A 21206-nucleotide genomic window follows, 5' to 3' on the forward strand; every position below is an offset into this window, starting at 1 on the left:
TCCGCGATGCATCCCAATGATGACGACCGCACCCAGTTCATGCCCCGCCCAGGTGGCCGCGCGCCTGAACCTGTGCGCGCAGAGCCGGCTCCGCTGTCGATGCCGGCAGCACCGATGCTCACCGGCAAAAGCCAGGGCCTCAACCCGCTGGAAAGCGCCGCCGGCCCGCTGCTGGCTTTGCTGACGCGCCTGCGCAACACCATCGCCCACCCCGCGCCAGCCAGCCTGCGTGCGCAGTTGCTGGCCTACCTGCGTCAGTTCGAAGAGCGCGCCGAAGCCGCCGGCGTGGCGCGCAACGAAGTGCTGCTGGCCCGTTATGCGCTGTGTACCGCCCTGGATGAAGCCGTATTGAGCACGCCGTGGGGCAGCACCAGCGATTGGGGTAAGCAAAGCCTGCTGATCACTGTGCACAACGAAGCCTGGGGCGGCGAAAAAGTCTTCCAGTTGCTCGACCACTGCCTGCAAAGCCCACGGGAACGTCTGTACCTGCTGGAGCTGTTGTACCTGTGCATGTGCCTGGGTTTCGAAGGCCGCTACCGCGTGATGAACGACGGTCGCAGCCAGTTGGAAGCCCTGCGCGAGCGCACCGCTGCGGCGATTCGCAGTGCTCGTGGCGAGCATGAGCGCGAGCTGTCGCCGCACTGGCGTGGTGTGACCGTGGCCCGTGATCGCCTGGCGCAGTTCATGCCGCCGTGGATCGCCGTAGCCATTGGCGTGGCGCTGTTGTTGGCGTTGCTGTTCACCTTGCGCATGCTCCTGGCGTCGCAGGCGGAGCCGGTGTTCAAGAATATCCATGCCCTGGGCGAGATCCCGGTGCAGGCCATCGACCGTCCGGTGGCGCAGCCTAAAGTCATCGAGCGGCCGCGTTTGGCGGGGTTCCTGGCTGAAGACATCAAGGCCGGTCGCGTTGCCGTTGAAGATAAAGTCGACCGTTCCGTGGTCACCATTCGTGGCGATGAACTGTTCGCATCGGCCAGCTCCAGCATTGTCGATGACTACCAGCCGCTGATGCTGCGCATCGCCGATGCCATTCGCAAAGTGAAGGGCCAGGTGCGCGTGACCGGCCACAGCGACAATCGTCCGATTGCCACGCTGCGCTTCCCGTCCAACTGGGCGCTGTCCGAAGCACGGGCCAAGTCGGTGCTGGAAATCCTCGCGGCCAAGACTGGCCAAGCGGATCGCTTCAGTGCCGAGGGCAGAAGCGACACCGAGCCGTTGGCCACCAACAGCACAGCCGAAGGCCGCGCCCGCAATCGTCGGGTTGAAATCACCGTATTGGCGGAGGGCGTCGAGTGAAGGCGTTTTTCAGTTTTATGATTCGCTGGGTGATCCCGCTGCTGGGCCTGATCGCCTTGAGCCTGATCATCTGGTTTGTCGGGCCGTTGCTCGACGTGCTGGTGCCGGAAGGGCGCCGTTGGGCGCTGATCATCCTGGTGTTCGCGGTGTGGATCGCCTACCGCGTGTTCCGCATCATCCAGGCGCGGCGCCAAGCGGCCGAAGTGATGCGCAGCCTGGCTGCCGAAACCCCGGCCGACCCCAACAGCGTGGCCACTGCCGAAGAGCTCACCACCCTGCGCCAGCGCATGGACGAAGCCCTGGCGCTGCTGAAAAAAGCCAAGCTCGGCGGTGACGAGCGCCGCAATCTCTATGAGCTGCCGTGGTACGTGATCATCGGCCCGCCGGGTTCGGGCAAGACCACCGCGCTGGTCAATTCCGGTTTGCACTTCCCGTTGGCTGCGCAGTTGGGCGCCGGTGCGGTGCGTGGCGTCGGCGGTACGCGCAACTGCGATTGGTGGTTCACCGATCAAGCAGTATTGCTCGACACCGCTGGCCGCTACACCACTCAGGACAGCAACTCCACGGTGGATAAAGCCGCGTGGCTGGGCTTCCTTGACCTGCTGAAAAAGCAGCGTTCACGCCGCCCTATCGACGGCGCATTTATCGCCATCAGCCTCTCGGATTTGCTGCTCGGCACTGATGCCGAGCGCGCTGCCCATGCTGCCGCGATTCGCCTGCGCATCCAGGAGCTGTACACCCAATTGGGCGTGCGTTTCCCGATCTACCTGATGCTGACCAAGCTCGACCTGGTGCCGGGTTTCATGGAGTACTTCGACAACCTGAGCAAGGAAGAGCGCGCCCAGGTGTGGGGCATGACCTTTGCCCTGGACGACGGTAAAAACAGCGACAGCCCTCTGGCCCATCTGCAAAGCGAATTCGCGGGTCTGGAGCAGCGCCTCAATGAGCGTTTGGTTGAGCGTCTGCAACAGGAGCGCGACCCGGCGCGGCGCGACCTGATCTACGGCTTCCCGCAGCAGTTCGGCGCGTTGAAGGATTGCCTGCAAAGCTTCCTCGAAGGCGTGTTCAAACCCAACGCCTTTGAAGAGCGCGTGTTGCTGCGCGGTGTGTATTTCACCAGCGGTACCCAAGAAGGCAGCCCGATTGACCGCCTGATCGGCGCCATGGCCCAGAGCATGAACCTGGACCGCCAGCACCTGGCACGGCAGAGCGGCACCGGGCGCAGTTACTTCATCGAAAAACTCTTCACCGCGGTGGCGTTTGCCGAGCGTGGCTTGGTGGGGGTGAACCCGAAGGTCGAGCGGCGGCGCAAGTGGATTGCGCGCGGCGTGCTGGCGGCCACCGTGGCGTTGGTGGTGGTGGTCAGCGGCCTGTGGTGGGTGAGTTATCGCGCCAACCAGGCGTATATCGCTCAGGTCGACCAAAAGGTCGCGCCGTTGGGCCAGACGGTGCAGAACCTAAGCCCGGCGCAGCGTGAAGTCCTCGCCGTGCTGCCGTTGCTCAACGCGGTGAAGAACCTCGCGGGCGACTCGCCGAGCTGGTCCGAAGGTCTTGGCTTGTATCAGGGCGACATGCTCGAAGCCGAATCCGCCAGCGTGTACCGCAAGTTGTTGATCGCGGTCTTCGCGCCACGCTTGGTGACGCGCATCGAGGAGCAGCTGCACGGCGGTGGCAATTCCGATTTCCTCTACGAAGGCCTCAAGGCCTACCTGATGCTCGCCGACAGCGAGCATTACGACCCGGACTTCATCAAGGCCTGGATCGCCCTCGATTGGGACCGCAACCTGCCGCGCGACCTGCCGGCCGATCAGCGCCAGGCGCTGACCGGGCACTTGCAGGCGCTGTTTGATCGTCACCCTCCGAGCGCACGCCTCGATCCGCGCTTGATTGATGACCTGCGTCGCCAGTTGCAACAGCTGCCGGTGGCCCAGCGCGTCTACGACCGGGTCAAACGCCAGAAACTGCCTGAAGGCATCCCGGACTTCCGTATCAACGAAGCCGCTGGCCGAGATGCCGCGCTGGTGTTCAGCCGTAAAAGCGGCAAGCCGTTGGGCGAGCCGTTGAGTGGTTTTTTCACCGCCAAGGGCTATCGCCAGGCATTCCTGCTGAGCAGCCTGAACCAGACCGGCACCTTGGCTGAAGAGCAGTGGGTGTTGGGCCGCGAGCAGGCCGATCAGCAGAACGTGGTCAGCCTCGCCGCCGATGTGCGTCGCCTGTACTTCCAGGACTACCAGCGCCAGTGGGATGCCTTGCTCGCCGACATCGACTTTGTGCCGATCACCAGCGTGGCCCAGGCGGCCGATGTCCTGCGGGTAATTTCCGGGCCGACTTCACCGCTGAAAAAGCTGCTGGTGGCGGTGGCCAAGGAAACCGATCTGCAAACTGAAGAGCGCCAATTGGCCGCCAAAGGCGTGCCGGTGGAAGGCAGCGTCGACAAGCTCAAGGAGCGCCTCGGCAGCCTGCTCGGCCAGGAGCAACCGACGGCCAATGCGCCGGCGGCAGCGGATGATCCGGTCACCGCGCACTTTGCTGAACTCAACAGCATCGTCAGTAAAAATGAAGGCGAGCCAGCCGCTATTGATGGCTTGTTGTCGGACATGAACGCGCTGTATGTGCAGGTCAGCGCCATGGTCGGTGCCAGTGGCGACGCGTTGCTCGGTGAGGCGAAGAACCAGGCGGCCGCTGCTGCCACGCGGGTCAGCCTGAACGCCGAACGCCAGCCGCCGCTGGTGCAGGGCATGGTCAAGTCGGTGGTCAACTCCACCACCAACAGCATGATGGGCGGGGTGCGTAACCAACTGAACGCGGCATGGGTCAGCGAAGTGGTCAACGTGTATCGCCAGTCCCTGGCAGGGCGTTATCCGATGTCGCCGGGCAGTGCGCGGGACGCCACGCTGGATGACTTCGGGCAGTTCTTTGGTGTGGGCGGGGTGATGGATAACTACTTCCGCAAATACCTGCAGCCGTATGTGGACACGTCCGCGCAGACTTGGCGCTGGCAGCCGGGCGCGGCGCAGAAGCTGGGGATCGCACCGGGTGTGCTGCAAACCTTCCAGCGCGCCGCGACGATTCGCGATGCGTTTTTCCGCTCCGGGGGCACGCAGCCCATCGTCCGCTTCGAACTCAAACCGGTGTCGATGGACCCGACCATCACCCAGTTCCTGCTCGACCTCGACGGCCAGCAGCTGAGCTACGACCACGGTCCAAGCCGCCCGGTGGCGATGCAATGGCCGAACCCCGGCAGCATTGGCGTGGTGCGCATTTCCATCATGCCGCCATCGGCCAGCGGCCGTTCGGGCGTGACACTTGACGGCCCTTGGGCGTGGTTCCGCCTGTTGGAGCAATCTGACCTCACCGCTGGCAACTCGCCGGACCGCTTCAACCTGCGGCTGCGGGTCGACGGCGCGAGCATCGCCTACGAGTTGCGCGCCAACAGTGCTTTCAACCCGTTCAAGAGCCGCGTGCTCAGTGGCTTCAGCCTGCCGGAGCGGCTATGACGACACTGGGTTTCTACGGCAAGTTGGCCAGTCGCGGGGATTTTGTCAGCCGCGCCTTGCCCCAGAGTTTTGTCGGTCCGTGGGACAGTTGGCTGGCCGCGGGTTTGCTGGCCAGCCAGAACAGCCTGGGCGGTGATTGGCTCAACGTTTACCTGGTCAGTCCGCTTTGGCGTTTTGTACTGGCGCCGGGCGTGTGCGGGCCGGATGCGGCGGCGGGTGTGGTGATGCCGAGTATCGATCGGGTCGGGCGCTATTTTCCGTTGGCGGTGGTGGCCTTGCTTGATCACGACACCAATCCCGCCTCATTGGTAGGCGGGCCGGACACGTGGTTCGAGCATGCCGAAGAGCTCTTGCTCAGCACGCTGGACACCGGCGCGACCTTTGAAAGCTTCAACGATGGCCTCGATACCCTCGGCTTTCCAGCCAGTGAGCCGCGCGCGGTCGATAGCCGTTTCGCGGGCCTGCAAAGGGTGTCCGCCACCGTGCCCCATGGGCGCATGACCGCGCTCGCCGAACAGGCCTGCGAAGGCGCAAGTCTGTGGTGGGGCCGAGGCTCGGAACGTATTTCCCCTGGTTTATTACGGTGTCAGGGCTTACCTGCCGCCGGTGATTTTGCGCAGTTTTTGCTCGGACAAGAAGGTGTGGTGTAGATGGGGGCGACGTACAAATCCGCGAGCAAAAGCCATGTGGGCATGGTGCGCCAAGTTAACGAAGACGCGTGCCTGGACCTGCCGGAAAACCGCCTGTGGGTGGTGGCCGATGGCATGGGCGGGCATGCGGCAGGGGACTATGTCAGCAGCCTTATCGTCGACAGCCTGCGCAGTGTGCCGTTGGGCCGCTCCCTGGACGAATACTCGGCGGCCCTGCGCAATGACCTGATCCGCATCAACGCCGCCGTGCGCGAAGAAACCGCCAATCGTGGCGTGACCATGATGGGCAGCACCGTGGTCGTACTCGCCACGCGTGGCTTGCGCGGTGTATGCCTGTGGGCTGGTGACAGTCGCCTGTACCGCCTGCGCGATGGCGTGCTCGAAGGTATTTCCCGCGACCACAGCTACGTGCAAGACCTGCAAGACAGCGGCCTGCTCAGCGAAGCCGACGCTCGCGTGCATCCGCGCGCCAATATCGTCACTCGCGCCATTGGCGTGGAAGCCCAGCTTGAAGTGGCGGTGGTCGACCTGTTGATCGCCCCCGGCGACAGCTACCTGCTGTGCAGCGATGGCCTGAACAAGACCGTCGAAGACCATGAAATTCGCGAAGTGCTCAGCCACGACGCGCCGGATGAAATCGTGCGCAGCCTGGTGCACCTGGGGCTCAATCGCGGCGCGCCGGACAACATCACCGCCATCGTTGTGAAGGTATCGGCATGAACATTGTGATTCCTGGCTACGACATCGAGGGCGAGATCGGCGAAGGCGCCATGGCCAGCGTGTACCTGGCGACCCAGCGCTCGCTGGAGCGCAAGGTGGCATTGAAGGTGATGGCGGCGGCATTGGCAGCCGACCCGAGCTTCTGCGAGCGCTTTCTGCGCGAGGGCAAGACCCTGGCGCGCCTGTCGCACCCGCATACGGTGACCATCCATGACATCGGCAATGTCGGTGAGCTGTATTACATGGCCATGGAGTTCCTGCCCAACGGTACGCTCAAGGAGCGTATCGCCGCGGGTATGACGCCGGAACAGGGCGTGACATTGATCCGCCAGATCGCTTCGGCGCTGGGGTATGCCCACGCTCAAGGATTGGTACACCGGGACGTCAAGCCGGCGAACATCCTGTTCCGCGCTGACGGTACGGCGGTGCTCTCGGACTTTGGCATCGCCAAGTCCCTGGACGATCGCACCCAGTTCACTCAGGCCGGTTTCGCCGTTGGTACGCCGAGCTACATGAGCCCGGAACAGGCGCGGGGCCAGGAGATTGACGGGCGCGCCGACCTGTATGCGTTGGGCGTGGTGCTCTATGAAATTCTCGTCGGCAAGCTGCCGTATAGCGGCACCGACGCGCTCTCCACCGCGCTGGCGCACCTGACCGAGCCGTTGCCGGAATTGCCGGTGCACCACGGTCGTTATCAGGGCGTGTTGCGTAAGTTGTTGGCCAAGGATCCGGCCGAGCGGTTCCCGGATGCAGCGGCGTTGCTGCTGGCCCTGGACCAACTGCCGGCGGATTCGCCGGAAGCCACGCTGGTGCGACCACTCCCGATCCCGGTGAGTTTTGACCTGGCGGGTATCACGCCGGAGTCCATCGAAATCCCGACAGCCAAACCCGAGCCAGTGCGCCAACCGGTGGTGCCGCCGACGCAGCACAGCGAGCAGCGTCGGGGGCCTGTGTTGGCGCTGGCAGCGGTGGCTGTGGCGGTTGCCCTGGCGATTGGCAGCGCTTCCTATTGGTGGCTGAGTGGCGATGATGAACCGGCCAAACCACCGGCCGCCGTAGTCCCCGCAGCAACACCCCCAGCAACACCTGCAGCGGCAGTGGTTGAGGCGGATGGCGGTCAACGTCCGCTGTTGATGGCGGGCAAGAAAACCCTGTTCCAGCGCGTCCTCAGCAAGCCGGGCGCGAAGCTTTCGGATGAGGCAGGCAGCGCGGCTGGCAAGGCGCTGCCGGCGTTCTCGGTGCTTTACGTGTACCAACGCAAAGACATTGAGGGTCAACCGTGGGTACGCGTCGGCACCGCCACCGATGGGCGCAGCGACGGTTGGTTGCCGGCCTCGCAAGTCAGCGACTGGAAACAAAGCCTGGTGCTCAAGTTCACCGAGCGCTCGGGCCGTGCGCCGGTGATGTTCCTGCGGCAATCGGGGGAAGTGGAAAAGCTGCTCGCCGACCCGGCCGCCGCCAAGAGCGCGCTGGCCAAAGCGCAGAAAAACAGCGAAGACAACGGGCAAATTCTTGCCCTGGAACCGACGGCCAGCGCCGTGCCGCAGAACCAGTTTTACCTGTTGCCGATCTTTGACTCCAAAGAGAGCTTCGACGAAAACGGTCAGCCGGTGCAGTTGCTCAATGTCGCTTCCATCGACCCCGGCAGCAGCGCCGTGGCCAAGCCCGCCACGCCGGTGATCAACGCCAATGCCGATGCCTTCCGCACTGCGGTGGTGCTGGTAGTGGATACCACCGTGTCGATGCAGCCGTATATCGACCAGATCCGTGACGTGGTTCATGAGCTGCAAACCCGCATCGCCGAACGCGGCGAACTCGATAGCGTCAGCTTCGGTATGGTCGGTTTTCGCAGCAGCATCAAGAAAACCCCTGGCCTGGAATACGTGGCCAAAACCCTGATCAGCCTCGACCAGGGGCGTGATCCACAACGCTTCCTCGACATGGCGCGGCAAGTCAAAGCGTCCAGCGTTTCCAGCCATTCGTTCAACGAAGACGCGTTTGCCGGGGTGATGCAGGCTGTGGACGGCATGGACTGGTCCGGTTATGGCGGGCGCATCATTCTGCTGGTCACCGATGCTGGCGCGCTGCGCAAGAACGACCCGTTCGCCGCCACCCAGATGAACGAAGCCGAAGTGCGCCAAGCCGCGCTGGGCAAGCAGATCAAGATTTACGCTCTGCACCTGCGCACCGACGCCGGCAAGAAAACCCACGCTGGCGCCGAGAGCCAGTACCGCATCCTCACCGCCGACGCCAACCCGCAGATCGGCGACTTGTATACACCGGTGCCCGGTGGTGATGTGCGCAAGTTGGGTGAGCGCGTCGATGAGATCGGCAGCGTATTCGCCAACCTGGTGCATCAAGTGCGCAGCAACACGCCGCAACCGGTCCCGCTGCTCAGTTCGGCACCGACCTTGGCGGATAAATCTGCCGCCGTTGGTTACGCCATGCACATGGACTTCCTCGGCCGCAAAACCGCGAGCCAGGCGCCGCAGCTGGTTAGCGCCTGGACTGCCGATCGCGACCTGACCAACCCGGCGCTGCCGGCGTTCCAGGTGTGCGTGATGCTGACCAAGTTGCAGCTCAACGATTTGCAGCAGTCGCTGAAACTGATCGTCGACGCGGCGCGCAAGACCCAGACGTCACCCAAGGATTTCTTCCAGGAAATTGCCAGCGCCTCTGCCTACATGAGCCGCGACCCGCAAGCCCTGCGCAAGGGCGGCAACTTGGCCGATGGCGGCATTCTCGGCGAATACCTGGAAGGCCTGCCGTACCGCAGCAAGTCGCTGAACATGACCCAGGACTTGTGGTTGTCGTTGAGCGTGGCCGAGCAGGAAGACTTTATCGACGAGCTGGATTCGAAAATCCGCCTCTACGAAACCTTCCATAACGACGTGGCCAACTGGGTCCGTTTCGGCGATGCCGAGCCGGGCGATGCGTTGTACCGCGTGCCGTTGTCGACGCTGCCGTAATGCTGACCCTGAGCGCGGTGCACAAGAGCCGGGGCGTCGGTAGCCAGCGCTATAGCCTGGTGATCCCGGCGCTGGCGCTGCGCGCGGGTGAGCAAGTGGCGATTGTTGGGCCCAGCGGTTGCGGCAAGAGCACCTTGCTGGATTTGCTGGCGTTGGTCCTGGCGCCGGATCAGGTGGGGCACTTCGAATTTAATGCGATCGACATTGGCAGTCTGTGGCGTGCGGATCAGCAATCGCGGCTGGCGCAGTTGCGCAGCCAGCACTTGGGCTACGTGCTGCAAACCGGTGGCCTGCTTGGCTTTCTCGATGTGCGCGGCAACATCGCCCTGTCCCGGCAACTGCTGGGCTTGAAAGACGATGGCAGTGTGGCGCGCCTGGCCGAGCAGTTGGAAATCAGTGACCAGTTGGCGAAGAAACCCTCGGCGCTGTCGGTGGGCCAGCGCCAGCGCGTGAGCTGCGCCCGAGCCCTGGCCCATGCACCGCAACTGGTGCTGGCGGATGAGCCGACCGCGTCCCTTGACCCGCTGAATGCCGAGCGCGTGATGCACGCCCTGTTGGCCCAGGCCCATGAGCACCGCGCCGCCTGTGTGATCGCCACCCATGACGAACCTCTGGCCCGTGCCAGTGGCTTGCAGATTCGGCGTATCAGTTGCCGCCGCGATGCTGACGGTGGCGTCACCGCCACCCTTGGGGAGGCGTGCTGATGCGCATCCCCTTGATCGCTTCCCTGGCCTGGCAGGATTACCGCAACGACACGTGGCTGTCGGCCTGTTCGGTGCTGGCATTGGTGGCGGTGATCGCGCCGTTGCTGGTGTTATTCGGCCTGAAATTTGGACTGGTTAGCAGTTTGACCGAACGTTTACAGACCGACCCGGCCACCCGTGAAATTATTCCGTTGGGCGGTGGTCGATTCAGCAGCGCATTGATTGAGCAGCTTGCCCAGCGCCCCGATGTGGCGTTTGCCATACCGCGTACGCGGCAGATTGCGGCGACGGCGCAGGTGGGCGCGCTGACGTTGGAGATGCTGCCCACAGCGCCGGGTGATCCGTTGTTGGGTGCGCTGGTGCTGCCGCATGGCCTGAACCAGATCGTGCTGAGCCACACCGCTGCCGAGAAGCTTGCAGCGCGGCCTGGGGATCTATTGGAAACCCGCTTTGCCCGCCAGGTAGCAGGACGTGTCGAGGAGCAGCGCACAAAGGTACAGGTGGTTGCGGTACTGCCGCTGGAAGCCTTCGCGCGGGACGCTTTGTTCGCCGATCTGGCCCTGCTGGAAGCGGCGGAAGATTACCGCGATGGTCGCGCCGTCACGGCGTTGGGATGGACGGGCGAAGAGGTGGCGGTGGGTGAGCAGCGGGTGTACCCGGCGTTTCGCCTGTACGCGCGCAATCTCACTGATGTAGAAACCTTGCGGGTGTATTTCGCTGGGCAGAACGTGTTGGTATCGACCCAGGCGAACACCATCGCCCAGGTGCAGTCGTTGAGCCGCAACCTGTCGATCGTATTCTGGGTTATCGCCGGGCTGGCGTTGGCGGGGGCGTTTGCGGCGATCTTCGCTGGGGCCTTGGCTGCCGTGGCGCGCAAGCGACGGGAATTGTCAGTGCTGCGCCTGTTGGGGTTTTCCACCGGCGGGCTGTTGTTGTTTGTAGTGGTGCAGGCGCTGTATAGCGCAGGGTTTGCGGCCTTGCTCAGCGCCGGGCTGTATGGCTTGGCCGAAGCAGCGTTGAACAAATTATTTGCGCAGGTGCCGGGCGAGTACGCCAGTCATCTGCTGGCGCGTCATTACGGCCTGGCCCTGGTTGCAGTCCTCGGCGTCAGCGCCGTGGCGGCGGCGTGTGGTGGCTGGCGAGTGGCGCGTATCCAGGCTTCTGAAGGAATCAGAGATGTATAAGTTACTGGGCGCCGTCGTGGCGCTGAGCCTGGCCTCGATGGCCTGGGCCGATGAAGCAAGCGATAAACTGGACAACCCCAAACCGTTGCCGGATGACGTGAGCCTGCCGCTGCCATGCGAGGGCAACATGGTGTTCCGCTACGCCTACGTGCTGGCCCAAGGCACGCTGGATGACCGCGAAATCAGCCTCGGCTACCCCTTCGCCGAAGGCGAGGCCGGTTACCAGCAGTCGTTTATTTCCGGCTATCGCCGCGACTTTATCAACGGCCAGTTCACCCTCAAGGATTTGCCGAAAGACTGGAACAAAGTCATCGCGCCGTTGATGCCGAAGACAGACGCCAAGACCCCACTCAAGCCGATGCTGTACTTCATCGGCAAGTATGAAGTGACCGCTCGCCAATACGCCCAAGTGATGGCCCAGGCGCAGTCCCTGGCCAGTGGCGAGCCGGCGCCGGCCTGCGATGCGCCGACCGGTATGGCCGGGCGTTTGCCCAAGGTGAAACTGTCGCGGTTTGAGGCCGAGCGTTTCTCTGCGGTGTACAGCGCCTGGCTGATGAAGTACCACCGCGACTTGCTACCGGTGAGCGGGCGCGGTTCGTCGGCGGAAGACGGCGGCCTTGGCTTTGTGCGCTTGCCCACTGAAGTGGAGTGGGAGTTTGCCGCACGCGGTGGCCAGGCGGTGAGCCGTCAGGATCTGGAAGGGCGCCTGTTTCCTCGTCGCACTGAAGGCAGCGAAAGCGATGGCCCTCTGGGTGATTACGCCGTGTTCAACCAAGTTGCTGGCGGTACTGGCCAGGCGGCGCGCCTGATGCCCATTGGCACCAAATTACCCAACCCAATTGGCATGTTCGACGTGATCGGCAACGCGGCGGAAATGGTCCAGGAGTCTTTCCAATTGGTCCATGCCGGTCGACGCCAGGGCACTTACGGCGGCTTTGTGGTCAAGGGCGGCAACTACCTGGAAGGCGAGGGCACGCTGTTCACCGGCATGCGCCGCGAATACCCGCTTTTCGCCGCCGACGGCACCGAGCAAAGCAATGAAACCACCGGTTTCCGCGTGGCGATTGGTGCGTTGTCGGCCCCGCGTTCACGTTACAAGGAGTTGTTTGCGCAGTGGCAAAAGGAAGGGCGCCTGGCCGCGCTGACCGACGCCATCGATGACGCCCAAGACCCGACCAAACGCTTGGACAGCATCATCGCCGCCAGCGTCGACCCCAAGCTGCAAGCCGAATTGGGGCTGGTCAACGAAGAGCTCAAGCGCAACGTCTCGCTGATCGCCCAGCAACGCGAAGAAGCGGCGGGCAACCTGATTCAGTCGGCTGCATTGGTGGCTGAGACCATCAGCAACTACAACATCCGCCTGGCCAACCTGCAGAAGAGCCGCCAACAGTCTCTGGACAATAAGGATGAGGCCAGCGCGAAGCTGTTTGATATGGCCATTGCCAACGGCCGTAGCGCCCTCGACGGCGCGGTCGCGATTTACATCGACAACTTGGCGACGGGCACGCGCTACACCGATGCGGTGATCCAGGCGCAGTTTCAAAGGATCAAGGAAGAGTTGGATCGCAAGCCAGTGCTCGGCAAGAGCCTGGTGACGCGCGCGACACTGTTCGTCCGCCATGTCGGCAACTACCGCAAACAACAGCGGGCTGACCCGGCGACGATCTTGAAGGAATTGCTCGCAGCGAGCGGTCAGCGGTCTTGATCGTTGGCTGTATAGCGAGCTTGGAAGGGACTCAGGCGGCAGTTGCCGCGCTGGGCAAGTCAAACTTAGAAGAGAACACAACCTATGCTTTTTTCCCGTAAGGCGGTTTCCAAGCGTCACCTGTTGCTGATTGCCGCTGGCTTCACCACCGTGCTGACAGGCTGCGCCACATCGCCGGCCTCCAAGGTGGCGTCCAGCACCAAGGTCGAGTACTACCCCAACTGCTACGAGCCGGTGCAGCACTTGCGCGCCACCGATTCGAACATGACCAAGTCGGTTGTCACCGGCGCGGCCATCGGCGCGGCCGGCGGTGCACTGCTGGGCGCCCTGACCGGCGACTCCGAAAAGCGCGGCCGTAATGCTGCCATTGGCGCAGCGGGCGGCGCCCTCGCCGGCGGCGCGGCGGGTTACTACACCGAGCGTCAGAAGCAGATCGCCGACGACAACCAGCGCATTGCTTCGTATGCGGCTGACGTAAACAAAAGCGCCTCCGACATCGACCGCAGCACCGCGTATGCCAAAGCGTCGCAACAGTGCTATCAGAGCGCGTTCACCAAGCTGGTGGCTGACCGTAAGGCCAAGACCGTCAACGACACCGAAGGCCGCAAGCGCCTGGCGGAAATCGTCTCGGGCTTGAAGGAATCCAATGACCTGATCGTTGCAGTCAACGGCAAGGCCAGCGAAGACCTGAACAACTACACCCAGGCTTACGAGAAAGACCTGCAGCAGGTTGGCGTACAGCGTGCCGACGTGGTCACCGTGGCCCAGGCCGATTCAAAACCCGTTGTGACACCGGGCAAGAAGAAAGGTACAGGTACTAAACCGCCGAAGAAGCCGCCTCTTCCAACCGTCCCAACAGAAGCAGTGAGCACCGAAAAAACCTTCCAGACTGCCCAGACCAAGCAAGATGAGAGCAAGAAGGTCGCCAGCGCCGGTAAAGCGCAGATCGAAGGCACTTGCCGCGATCCAAACCTGGCCGACTGGGCGCCGGTGCCTTGCCCTAACGTTTAAGTCACAGCCTTAGGTTACGCTGAGCATTGAAAACGGCCGCCTCACTTAACAGTGGTGGCGGCCGGTATTCAGGCTGACTTATTGATGTTGCATTCTGTTTAAACGTCTAAGCCAGTGACTTTGAAAGCCTTACTGGAAAACGTTATCTTTGTTGGGATTGCGTTAGTTCCCGTGGCTTGGAAAATAATATCACCGGTGAGCGTTTGGGTGCGCTCGTTGTAGTTGAATGTGATTTCACCTGACTCTGCATGATATACATCACCATAAAGTAGGGTTGATAGCGCGGACTTCCCACTTTCGTCCTTATTGATGGGTAGCGTTTGCGTGGTGCCGTCGCCAAGTTTTGCTTTAGGGATATAAACTAACAGGAGCTGGTTACCTACCGCTGCATCAAGCGTAAGGAAGCCAGGGTGGTCGGGTACCTCGACGAACTTCATGGAAAAAGTCTTTGGCGTAAAACTGGAGTTGCCAGGTTCAATAGTTCCCGTCAGCTCGCCGGTTGTTGTAACTTCAAGCGGCTGATGGAACGCTATTTTACCTAGACTTAGGTACGCTTCTTCCGTGATCAGGGGATTTACGTTTTTCGCCACACAGTTGAACGTAGCGTCAATGCGTTCAATAGTAGCAGTTGTGTTCAGATAAAATGAGCCGCTCTCTGAGTGGAACGAGTTCAATATGTTAGTCTTTGGTGCTATGTAAACTAGATCTACGAGATTGTTTGATCCATTATCCAAACTGTAGTTTCCTGGGCTCAAGCCATCGGTAATTCTTGCTTCAAAAGTATGCAGTCCACCTGCTGGGCCGCCACCCAATACCAATCTGGAGCCATTAATTAATAGTTTTCCATTTTTCAAGGTTATGCTTGGGGAAATGACAATTGTGTGATCTATTTCGCCGAGCTTTATATGAAATTCTATCTCTTTGACGCGTGCATTTTGTTCGGGCTTCATGGCGCGGGTCCTGTTTCAATATAGACAGATGTAGGGGTGATAATCTTGGCTTTCAGCAGGTCTTTTAAATACTGTTAGGATTCACAGTCTTTTATATTGATTTCGAATACTTATTATTCCGTTAGTGAGCACGTCAGGTGTGTAGCGTTTAAAGTGACTCATTAGTCAGCACTTAAGAGGCGTGTTGAGTTGTCCACTCTGCTATGACGAAGTGGCGTTCTCCCGGCGAATCGCTAAACTGCGCCAGTCCTTATTATTCCGAGGCTGTGCATTTATGAAATTTCGTCTTCTCCTCTGGGTGCTGGGCCTGATGATGGGCAAAGCCAGCCGAACCAATCCCGCCTTCCAGCAACAGTTGGGTGATAAAGACCTGGCGTTCCAGTTGCAGACCCTCGACGGCAAGGTTGCCCGTCACTTCATCGTCAAAGACCAACGTATTACCAGCCGCTCAGGGGTTCATCCTGCGCCGGCGTTCGCCATTGCGTTTAAAGATGCCGCGTACGGCTTCGCCACGCTGCAGGCAAAGAACAAGCAACTGGCGTTCATGACGGGGATTCAGGACAAGTCGATCCAGATCAAGGGCAACCCGGCGCTGGTGATCTGGTTCCAGGGGTTGACCAAGTATTTGAAGCCGAAGAAAAAGAAGTAGGCGTTCAGGGAAACCAAGTTGGATTCATCGGGGGCAAGTCGCACCGCCCCCGATAGCTATCTGAGAGGCGACAGATTCAGTTTTGAGTGAACTGGGACGCCAACTCACGCAACAGCACTTCTGCATCCAGCACCTTGCCCACCACTTCTTCAGCCTTGTCACGGCTCAACCCCAGGCGCTCCAGCAACGCATCCGGGATCGCCTCATCCGGCCCAGAACCAATCCCTCGGCTGCGCAATAGGCGCACGGCCAGGCAAACCAGATTCGGGTATTCGGCATATTGGCCGTCGTAGGTTGGGTCGTGCTGAAAGCGCAGGGCGGTGGACAGTTCGTCCGGCATGTCCCAGTAGCGCATTAACCAGGCACCGATCTGCTCGCGACTGATGCCCAGCAAATGTTGCTCCACGTAGCTGTGGCACAGGTGCGGGTTGACCTCCAGGTGGCGGCAGATCAGCGAGAAGTGCGGCGGGAACACGTGGGCCAACAGCAGGTAACCGAAGTTATGCAGCAGGCCGGCCAGGTAGGTCAGGCCTGCTTCCGGGCGCTGTGCGCGGGGCATGGCACGGGTCAGGCCTTCGATCACGGCGGCGGTGTAGATCGACTGGTGCCAGTACGGCGTGGCCTGGTGAGGGTGGTCTTTGGGCAGGCTCAAGGTCTTGCCGAGGGCCAAGCCCAGTGCCAGGTTGATCACCAGATCGAAACCCAGTACGCGCACGATGGCGTCTTCTACTGAACGGATCTTGCCGGGCGACGCGTAGTACGGCGACGCGGCCCAACTGACTACTTGGGCCGCCAAGGCCGGGTCGGTCTCGACCACGCCGGTGATGTCGTCGATGGTGGCGTTAGGGTCGACGCGCAGCTTGATGATCTTCTGCGCGGTGTCAGCCAGTGGTGGAATCTCGATAGTCGCTTCCAGGCGCTGCTGGATACGGCGAGCGGTGAACGCCTGCATCGCCTGGGTGATTTCCTCTCGGTCATCATTGGGGCGGTCGAGGTTCGGTCGGATATTACTCAGCGGCTCGCCGAAGTTTGCAGCGCTGGCTTTGGTGAGCATGGTCTTGAACGCATCGCTGGCGATCTCCAGCAGCAGCCCTGGCTCGCCCGAATGCACCAGCAGGCTCGGCTCGTCGAGCAGGCTGCCTTCGTACAGGCACGGCGAGCTGGTGAGTGCCGGCAGGCCTGGCAGCAGGCTCAGCTCATGCTTGTCCAGCATACGCTTGACGCGATCCGGCGACACCGCGATGAGGCGGCGACCGGTGAGTTCTGCGAGGCGGTTGAGGTCGAGCAACTGGTTTTGGGGGAACAGCACCATCAGTGCACCCACCGCATCTTCCAGCAGCACAGCCTGCACCTTTTGCGCAGGATTCAGGCCAGGGTGTTCAGCAACTTCCGTGTAGGGGATGGCGAGCTTTGCGAGCAGAGCCCGGATGACCGGTGGGGCGGTCAGCGGGGCTGTGGCGAGGGCAACTTCTGACATGGCCTGATCCAATTTCTTACAGTCATCGGAGTATAACCAGCTTGATACATTTGTAGGTCGCTTAAGTGAGTCAGGCGTCACACTTGGCCGTATTGCTGCCCATGGCGTAGCCAGCGATCCAACAGCGGGCTGACGTGATCCGGCCAGCGCTCCATCAGGGCCTGTGCCGCATCGCGCACGGCGGGCAGCAGGTCGGCGTCGCGCATGAGGTCGGCGACTTTGAATTGCAGCAGGCCGGTCTGGCGGGTGCCGAGCATTTCGCCGGGACCGCGCAGTTCGAGGTCTTTTTCGGCAATGACGAACCCGTCGTTGGTCTCGCGCATGATGCCCAGACGCTGGCGACCGATCTGCGACAGCGGCGGGTGATACAGCAGCACGCAGTGGCTGGCCGCGCTGCCCCGGCCGACGCGGCCGCGCAGTTGGTGCAGTTGCGCCAGGCCCAGGCGCTCGGGGTTTTCGATGATCATCAGGCTGGCGTTGGGCACGTCCACACCGACTTCGATCACCGTGGTGGCCACCAGCAGTTGAAGGTTGCCGGCCTTGAAATCGGCCATCACGGCGGCTTTTTCGGCGGGCTTCATGCGCCCGTGGATCAGCCCGACCTTGAGTTCGCCGAGGGCGCTGGTGAGGTCTTCATAGGTGGTCTCGGCGGCCTGGCAGGTCAGTTCTTCAGACTCTTCGATCAGCGTGCACACCCAGTAAGCCTGGCGCCCTTCGGCACAAGCGCCGCGTACCCGTTCGATCACTTCGACACGCCGGGTATCGGTGACCAGCACGGTGTTGACCGGGGTGCGGCCGGGCGGCAGTTCGTCGAGGATCGAGGTGTCGAGGTCAGCGTAGGCACTCATGGCCAGCGTGCGCGGGATCGGCGTGGCGGTCATGATCAACTGGTGCGGGTTCATGCGACCGCCCACGCCTTTCTGGCGCAGGGCCAGGCGCTGCTGCACGCCGAAGCGGTGTTGTTCGTCGATGATCACCAGGGCCAGGTTCTTGAACTTCACCTCCTCCTGGAACAGCGCATGGGTGCCCACCACCATCGGGGCGCCGCCGGCGATCTGCTCCAGTGCCGCTGCGCGGTTCTTGCCCTTGAGCTTGCCCGCCAGCCACGCGACTTCCAGGCCCAAGGGTTCGAGCCAGCGCTTGAAGGTGATGAAGTGCTGCTCGGCGAGAATCTCGGTGGGTGCCATCAGCGCCACTTGGTAACCGGCTTCCAGCGCCTGCAAGGCGGCGAGGGCGGCGACCACTGTTTTGCCTGCACCCACGTCACCCTGAATCAACCGGAGCATGGGCTCTTTTTGGCTGAGGTCGTAGGCGATTTCATTGCCTACACGTTGCTGGGCACCGGTCGGCGCGAAGCCAAGATTGGCCAGGTATTGCGCAGGCAGGCGCGTGGCCTTGGGCATCGCTGGGGCGCGCAGGGAACGCATGCTTTCGCGCAGGCGCTGCTGGGACAGTTGATGAGTGAGCAGTTCTTCGAAGGCCAGGCGGTGCTGGGCCCAGTGGTGACCCAGGGCCAACTCGTCGACGTCGGCGTCGGCCGGCGGGTGATGCAGGTAGCGAATTGCGTCGTCCAGCGGCGCCAGTTGGTAGTCGCGAGCCAGCTCCAGTGGGAGCCAGTCGGGCAGGCTTTTCGGGCCGAGCATGGTCAGGGTCTGCGTGCACAGTTGGCGCAGGCGTTGCTGGGTCAGGCCTTCGGTGAGTGGGTAGATCGGCGTGAGGGTGGTGTCCACCGGAGGCGGTTCGTCGCCGGTGATCGCGCGGTATTCCGGATGGTAAATCTCCAGGCCCGAGGCACCGGGTCGCGCCTCGCCATAGCAGCGCACGCGTGTGCCGCGTTTGAGGCCTTCCTTCTGCGCGTTGCTGAAATGGTAGAAGCGCAGGCTCAGACCGCCGGTGCCGTCCTGCAGGCGCACGACCAGGCTGCGGCGCTTGCCCATAACCACGTCGGCCCCGCTGACGGTGCCTTCCACGACGGCGTCTTGCCCTGGGCGCAACTGGCCGATGGGCACCACGCGGGTGCGGTCCTGATACCGCAAGGGCAGGTGGAACAATACGTCCTGGAGATTTTCCAGCCCGACCTTGGCCAGCTTCTCGGCCATGGCTTCACCGACACCCTTGAGTGCCGTCACCGACACCTGCGACAGCTCAGTCATACGGCTACTTAGCTCGCAGCAGGCGGCTTGGCCACCGAACACAGGCGGATCGAGTCGGCGAGGATCTCAATGGCTTTAGGCCGTGGGAAGCTGGCACGCCAGGCGATTGCCACGGTGCGGAAGGGCACCGGAGGTGTGAGCGGGCGTACTGCAATAACGCCGGGGGCGTAGTGATGGCTATCCACCGCTGACAGCGGCAGGATCGAAATGCCCAGGCCGGAAGCGACCATATGGCGAATGGTTTCCAGGGAGCTGGATTCCACGGTGGTGTGCTTGGCGCCGTCGTTGCCTTTGGTCAGCGTCGGGCAGGCTTCCAGCACTTGGTCGCGGAAGCAGTGGCCCTCGCCAAGCAGCAGCAGGCTCTTGTCATTGAGCAGGCCGGCGTCGATGGTGTCTTTCTGCGTCCACGGGTGGGAGGCGGGCATCAGCACGTAGAACGGCTCGTCGTAGAGCGGCAGCGTGAGCACGTCGGCCTCGTTGAACGGCAGGGCGATGATGATCGCGTCCAGCTCGCCGTTGCGCAGTTTGTCGCGCAGCACGTGGGTGAAGTTTTCTTCGATATACAGCGGCATCTGCGGTGCGACGCGGTGCAGTTGCGGGATCAGGTGCGGGAACAGGTACGGGCCGACGGTGTAGATGGCGCCGACTTTCAGCGGAGCGGTCAGCTGGTTCTTACCGGCCTGTGCCAGCTCGCGAATGCTTTGCGCTTGTTCCAGGACTTTCTGGGCCTGGGCAACAATGCCTTCACCCACCGGGGTAAGGCGCACGGCGCTTTTGCTGCGCTCGAAAATCAGCACACCGAGTTCGTCTTCAAGCTTTTTCACGCCCACCGACAACGTCGGCTGGCTGACGTGGCAACGCTCGGCCGCATGGCCGAAGTGCTGCTCTTGGGCGAGGGTAACGATGTAGCGTAATTCTGTAAGAGTCATAGCAGGCGTCCATGAAGTTGCGGGCCAAGCATACCGGCTGCAATCGATAGACGCACGTTATCAGAAGTTTGTTGGGGATTGAGCGGGGGATTTTGCTGTTTGCTGAGAATGGCAAGGGTTGCCCCTTGCCACAGTCATATCAGCGGCGACGCTTTTCGATGTTGTACACGAATGGTGCAACGATCTCGACACTGCCGCTTTTCACCATGTCGGCCGGTGGCTTGGGCAGCGGTTGGGCACGACGGATCATGTCCAGGGTTGCACGGTCCAGGTCAGCGTTGCCGGAACGGCCCACCAACTCGTAGGACAGCACGTTGCCTTCGGCATCGACCACGAAGCGCAAGCGGTTCAGGCCTTCCTTGCCACGGGCCTGGGCGCCTGGCGGGTACTTTTTGTACTTCTGCAAATGCGCCAGCAGGGTGCCTTCCCAAGAGGCCTTGGCTGCAAGCTGCTGCGGCGACGGGCCTGGAGCCGGCTGCGCCGATTTTTCGGCCGGCGCTTTGGTCGGCGGAGCATCGCTCGGCGGATCCTCGGAAGGTTTCTCCTTGGGTGGCTCGATCTTTTTCTCTACCGGCTTGGGCGGCTGAGGTTTGGGCTTGGGCTTGACCGGCTTGGGCACCTGGATCGTTGGCTTGGGTGCCTCGGCCAGTTTCGGCAAAGGCAACTCTTCCACCGGTGCGGGCGGTTGCGGTGGCGTGACCACTTTCGGTGGAGCCGGTGGCGGCGGTGCTGGCATCGGCGCCAGGTCAATGACCATGGCGGCCGGCGGCAGCTGCACAGTGCGCGGCGCCGACCAATGGAGCGCGATAGCAATCGCGACGGCGTGCACGCCCAGCACGACGGCAAGGCTGGTGCCATAACGCGTCAGTTTGTGGCGCGTCGTGATCATTTCTTGGCTGCCGTCTCAAGTCCGACCAAGCCTACCTTGAGGTAGCCGGCTGCCCGCAGGGCATCCATCACGCTCATCAGGTCGCCGTAGTCCACGCCCTTGTCGGCCTGGAAGAAGATCGTCGTGTCTTTCTTGCCTTGGGTCTTGGCGTCGAGGACCTGGCCCAAGGTTTCAGCTTTGACTTCTTCTTCGCCCAGGAACAGGCGTTGGTCCGCCTTGACGCTGAGAAACACCGGTTTCTCGGGCCGCGGCGCAGGCTTGGCGCTGGACGCGGGCAGGTCGACCTTGATATCCACGGTTGCCAAGGGAGCGGCCACCATGAAGATGATCAGCAGTACCAGCATTACGTCGATAAACGGCGTGACGTTGATTTCGTGGTTCTCGACGAGTTCATCATCGCCTTGATTCAAATGCAGGCCCATG

16 protein-coding genes are annotated in these 21206 nt (G+C 62.1%); 10 read left to right on the forward strand and 6 right to left on the reverse strand.

Features of this window, described 5'->3' with window-relative positions; all coding sequences use genetic code 11:
• Positions 1-6: 6 nt before the first annotated feature.
• From ACVWXD_RS25515 to tagQ, 9 genes are all read left to right on the forward strand, one after another.
• A complete protein-coding gene (locus ACVWXD_RS25515) occupies positions 7-1296 on the forward strand; it encodes a DotU family type VI secretion system protein (RefSeq protein ID WP_032884432.1) in 1290 nt (429 codons plus the stop codon).
• The gene (gene tssM / locus ACVWXD_RS25520) at positions 1293-4793 is read left to right on the forward strand and encodes a type VI secretion system membrane subunit TssM (RefSeq protein WP_260367014.1); all 3501 of its coding nucleotides are present in this window, start codon (positions 1293-1295) and stop codon (positions 4791-4793) included. The genes ACVWXD_RS25515 and tssM overlap by 4 nt, the downstream gene beginning before the upstream one ends.
• The gene (tagF, locus tag ACVWXD_RS25525) at positions 4790-5443 is read left to right on the forward strand and encodes a type VI secretion system-associated protein TagF (protein WP_095185215.1); all 654 of its coding nucleotides are present in this window, start codon (positions 4790-4792) and stop codon (positions 5441-5443) included. Before tssM ends, tagF begins: the two co-directional genes overlap by 4 nt.
• Entirely contained in the window at positions 5444-6163 is a 720-nt protein-coding gene (locus ACVWXD_RS25530) for a PP2C family protein-serine/threonine phosphatase (protein ID WP_032884427.1), read from the forward strand.
• A complete protein-coding gene (locus ACVWXD_RS25535; protein WP_457371460.1) occupies positions 6160-9132 on the forward strand; it encodes a serine/threonine-protein kinase in 2973 nt (990 codons plus the stop codon). The genes ACVWXD_RS25530 and ACVWXD_RS25535 overlap by 4 nt, the downstream gene beginning before the upstream one ends.
• The gene (locus ACVWXD_RS25540) at positions 9132-9836 is read left to right on the forward strand and encodes an ABC transporter ATP-binding protein (RefSeq protein WP_032884425.1); all 705 of its coding nucleotides are present in this window, start codon (positions 9132-9134) and stop codon (positions 9834-9836) included. The genes ACVWXD_RS25535 and ACVWXD_RS25540 overlap by 1 nt, the downstream gene beginning before the upstream one ends.
• Positions 9836-11020, forward strand: coding sequence for an ABC transporter permease (locus tag ACVWXD_RS25545; protein WP_457371461.1), 1185 nt, complete (start codon positions 9836-9838; stop codon positions 11018-11020). Before ACVWXD_RS25540 ends, ACVWXD_RS25545 begins: the two co-directional genes overlap by 1 nt.
• Positions 11013-12725 carry a formylglycine-generating enzyme family protein gene (locus ACVWXD_RS25550; RefSeq protein WP_032884423.1) on the forward strand — a complete coding sequence of 571 codons (1713 nt, stop codon included), beginning with the start codon at positions 11013-11015 and terminating at the stop codon, positions 12723-12725. Before ACVWXD_RS25545 ends, ACVWXD_RS25550 begins: the two co-directional genes overlap by 8 nt.
• 84 nt (positions 12726-12809) lie before the next feature.
• On the forward strand, positions 12810-13736 hold the full coding sequence (gene tagQ, locus ACVWXD_RS25555; protein ID WP_457371462.1) for a type VI secretion system-associated lipoprotein TagQ: 927 nt from the start codon (positions 12810-12812) through the stop codon (positions 13734-13736).
• A gap of 98 nt (positions 13737-13834) precedes the next feature.
• Here tagQ and ACVWXD_RS25560 read toward each other — a convergent pair whose 3' ends face one another.
• Positions 13835-14686, reverse strand: coding sequence for a hypothetical protein (locus ACVWXD_RS25560; RefSeq protein ID WP_181643015.1), 852 nt, complete (start codon positions 14684-14686; stop codon positions 13835-13837).
• Between the two features lie 274 nt (positions 14687-14960).
• Here ACVWXD_RS25560 and ACVWXD_RS25565 point away from each other — a divergent pair, with 274 nt between their 5' ends.
• Positions 14961-15335: a helicase gene (locus tag ACVWXD_RS25565; RefSeq protein ID WP_069077358.1), complete on the forward strand. Its 375-nt coding sequence runs from the start codon at positions 14961-14963 to the stop codon at positions 15333-15335.
• Between the two features lie 76 nt (positions 15336-15411).
• Here ACVWXD_RS25565 and ACVWXD_RS25570 read toward each other — a convergent pair whose 3' ends face one another.
• The 5 genes from ACVWXD_RS25570 to exbD all read right to left on the reverse strand — a co-directional run bounded on the left by ACVWXD_RS25570 (position 15412) and on the right by exbD (position 21205).
• Positions 15412-16812 carry an aminoacyl-tRNA deacylase and HDOD domain-containing protein gene (locus ACVWXD_RS25570; RefSeq protein ID WP_181643014.1) on the reverse strand — a complete coding sequence of 467 codons (1401 nt, stop codon included), beginning with the start codon at positions 16810-16812 and terminating at the stop codon, positions 15412-15414.
• 77 nt (positions 16813-16889) lie between these two features.
• Positions 16890-18965 (reverse strand): ATP-dependent DNA helicase RecG, encoded by a 2076-nt coding sequence (gene recG, locus ACVWXD_RS25575; protein ID WP_032884418.1) that lies wholly within the window; start codon positions 18963-18965, stop codon positions 16890-16892.
• An 8-nt stretch (positions 18966-18973) separates the two neighbouring features.
• A complete protein-coding gene (locus ACVWXD_RS25580) occupies positions 18974-19894 on the reverse strand; it encodes a hydrogen peroxide-inducible genes activator (protein WP_003213305.1) in 921 nt (306 codons plus the stop codon).
• A gap of 139 nt (positions 19895-20033) precedes the next feature.
• Positions 20034-20783, reverse strand: coding sequence for a TonB family protein (locus ACVWXD_RS25585; protein ID WP_032884417.1), 750 nt, complete (start codon positions 20781-20783; stop codon positions 20034-20036).
• Positions 20780-21205, reverse strand: coding sequence for a TonB system transport protein ExbD (gene exbD / locus ACVWXD_RS25590; protein ID WP_032884416.1), 426 nt, complete (start codon positions 21203-21205; stop codon positions 20780-20782). The genes ACVWXD_RS25585 and exbD overlap by 4 nt, the downstream gene beginning before the upstream one ends.
• Position 21206: the final 1 nt, after the last annotated feature.

It is taken from the genome of Pseudomonas sp. TE3911 (genome assembly GCF_054062775.1).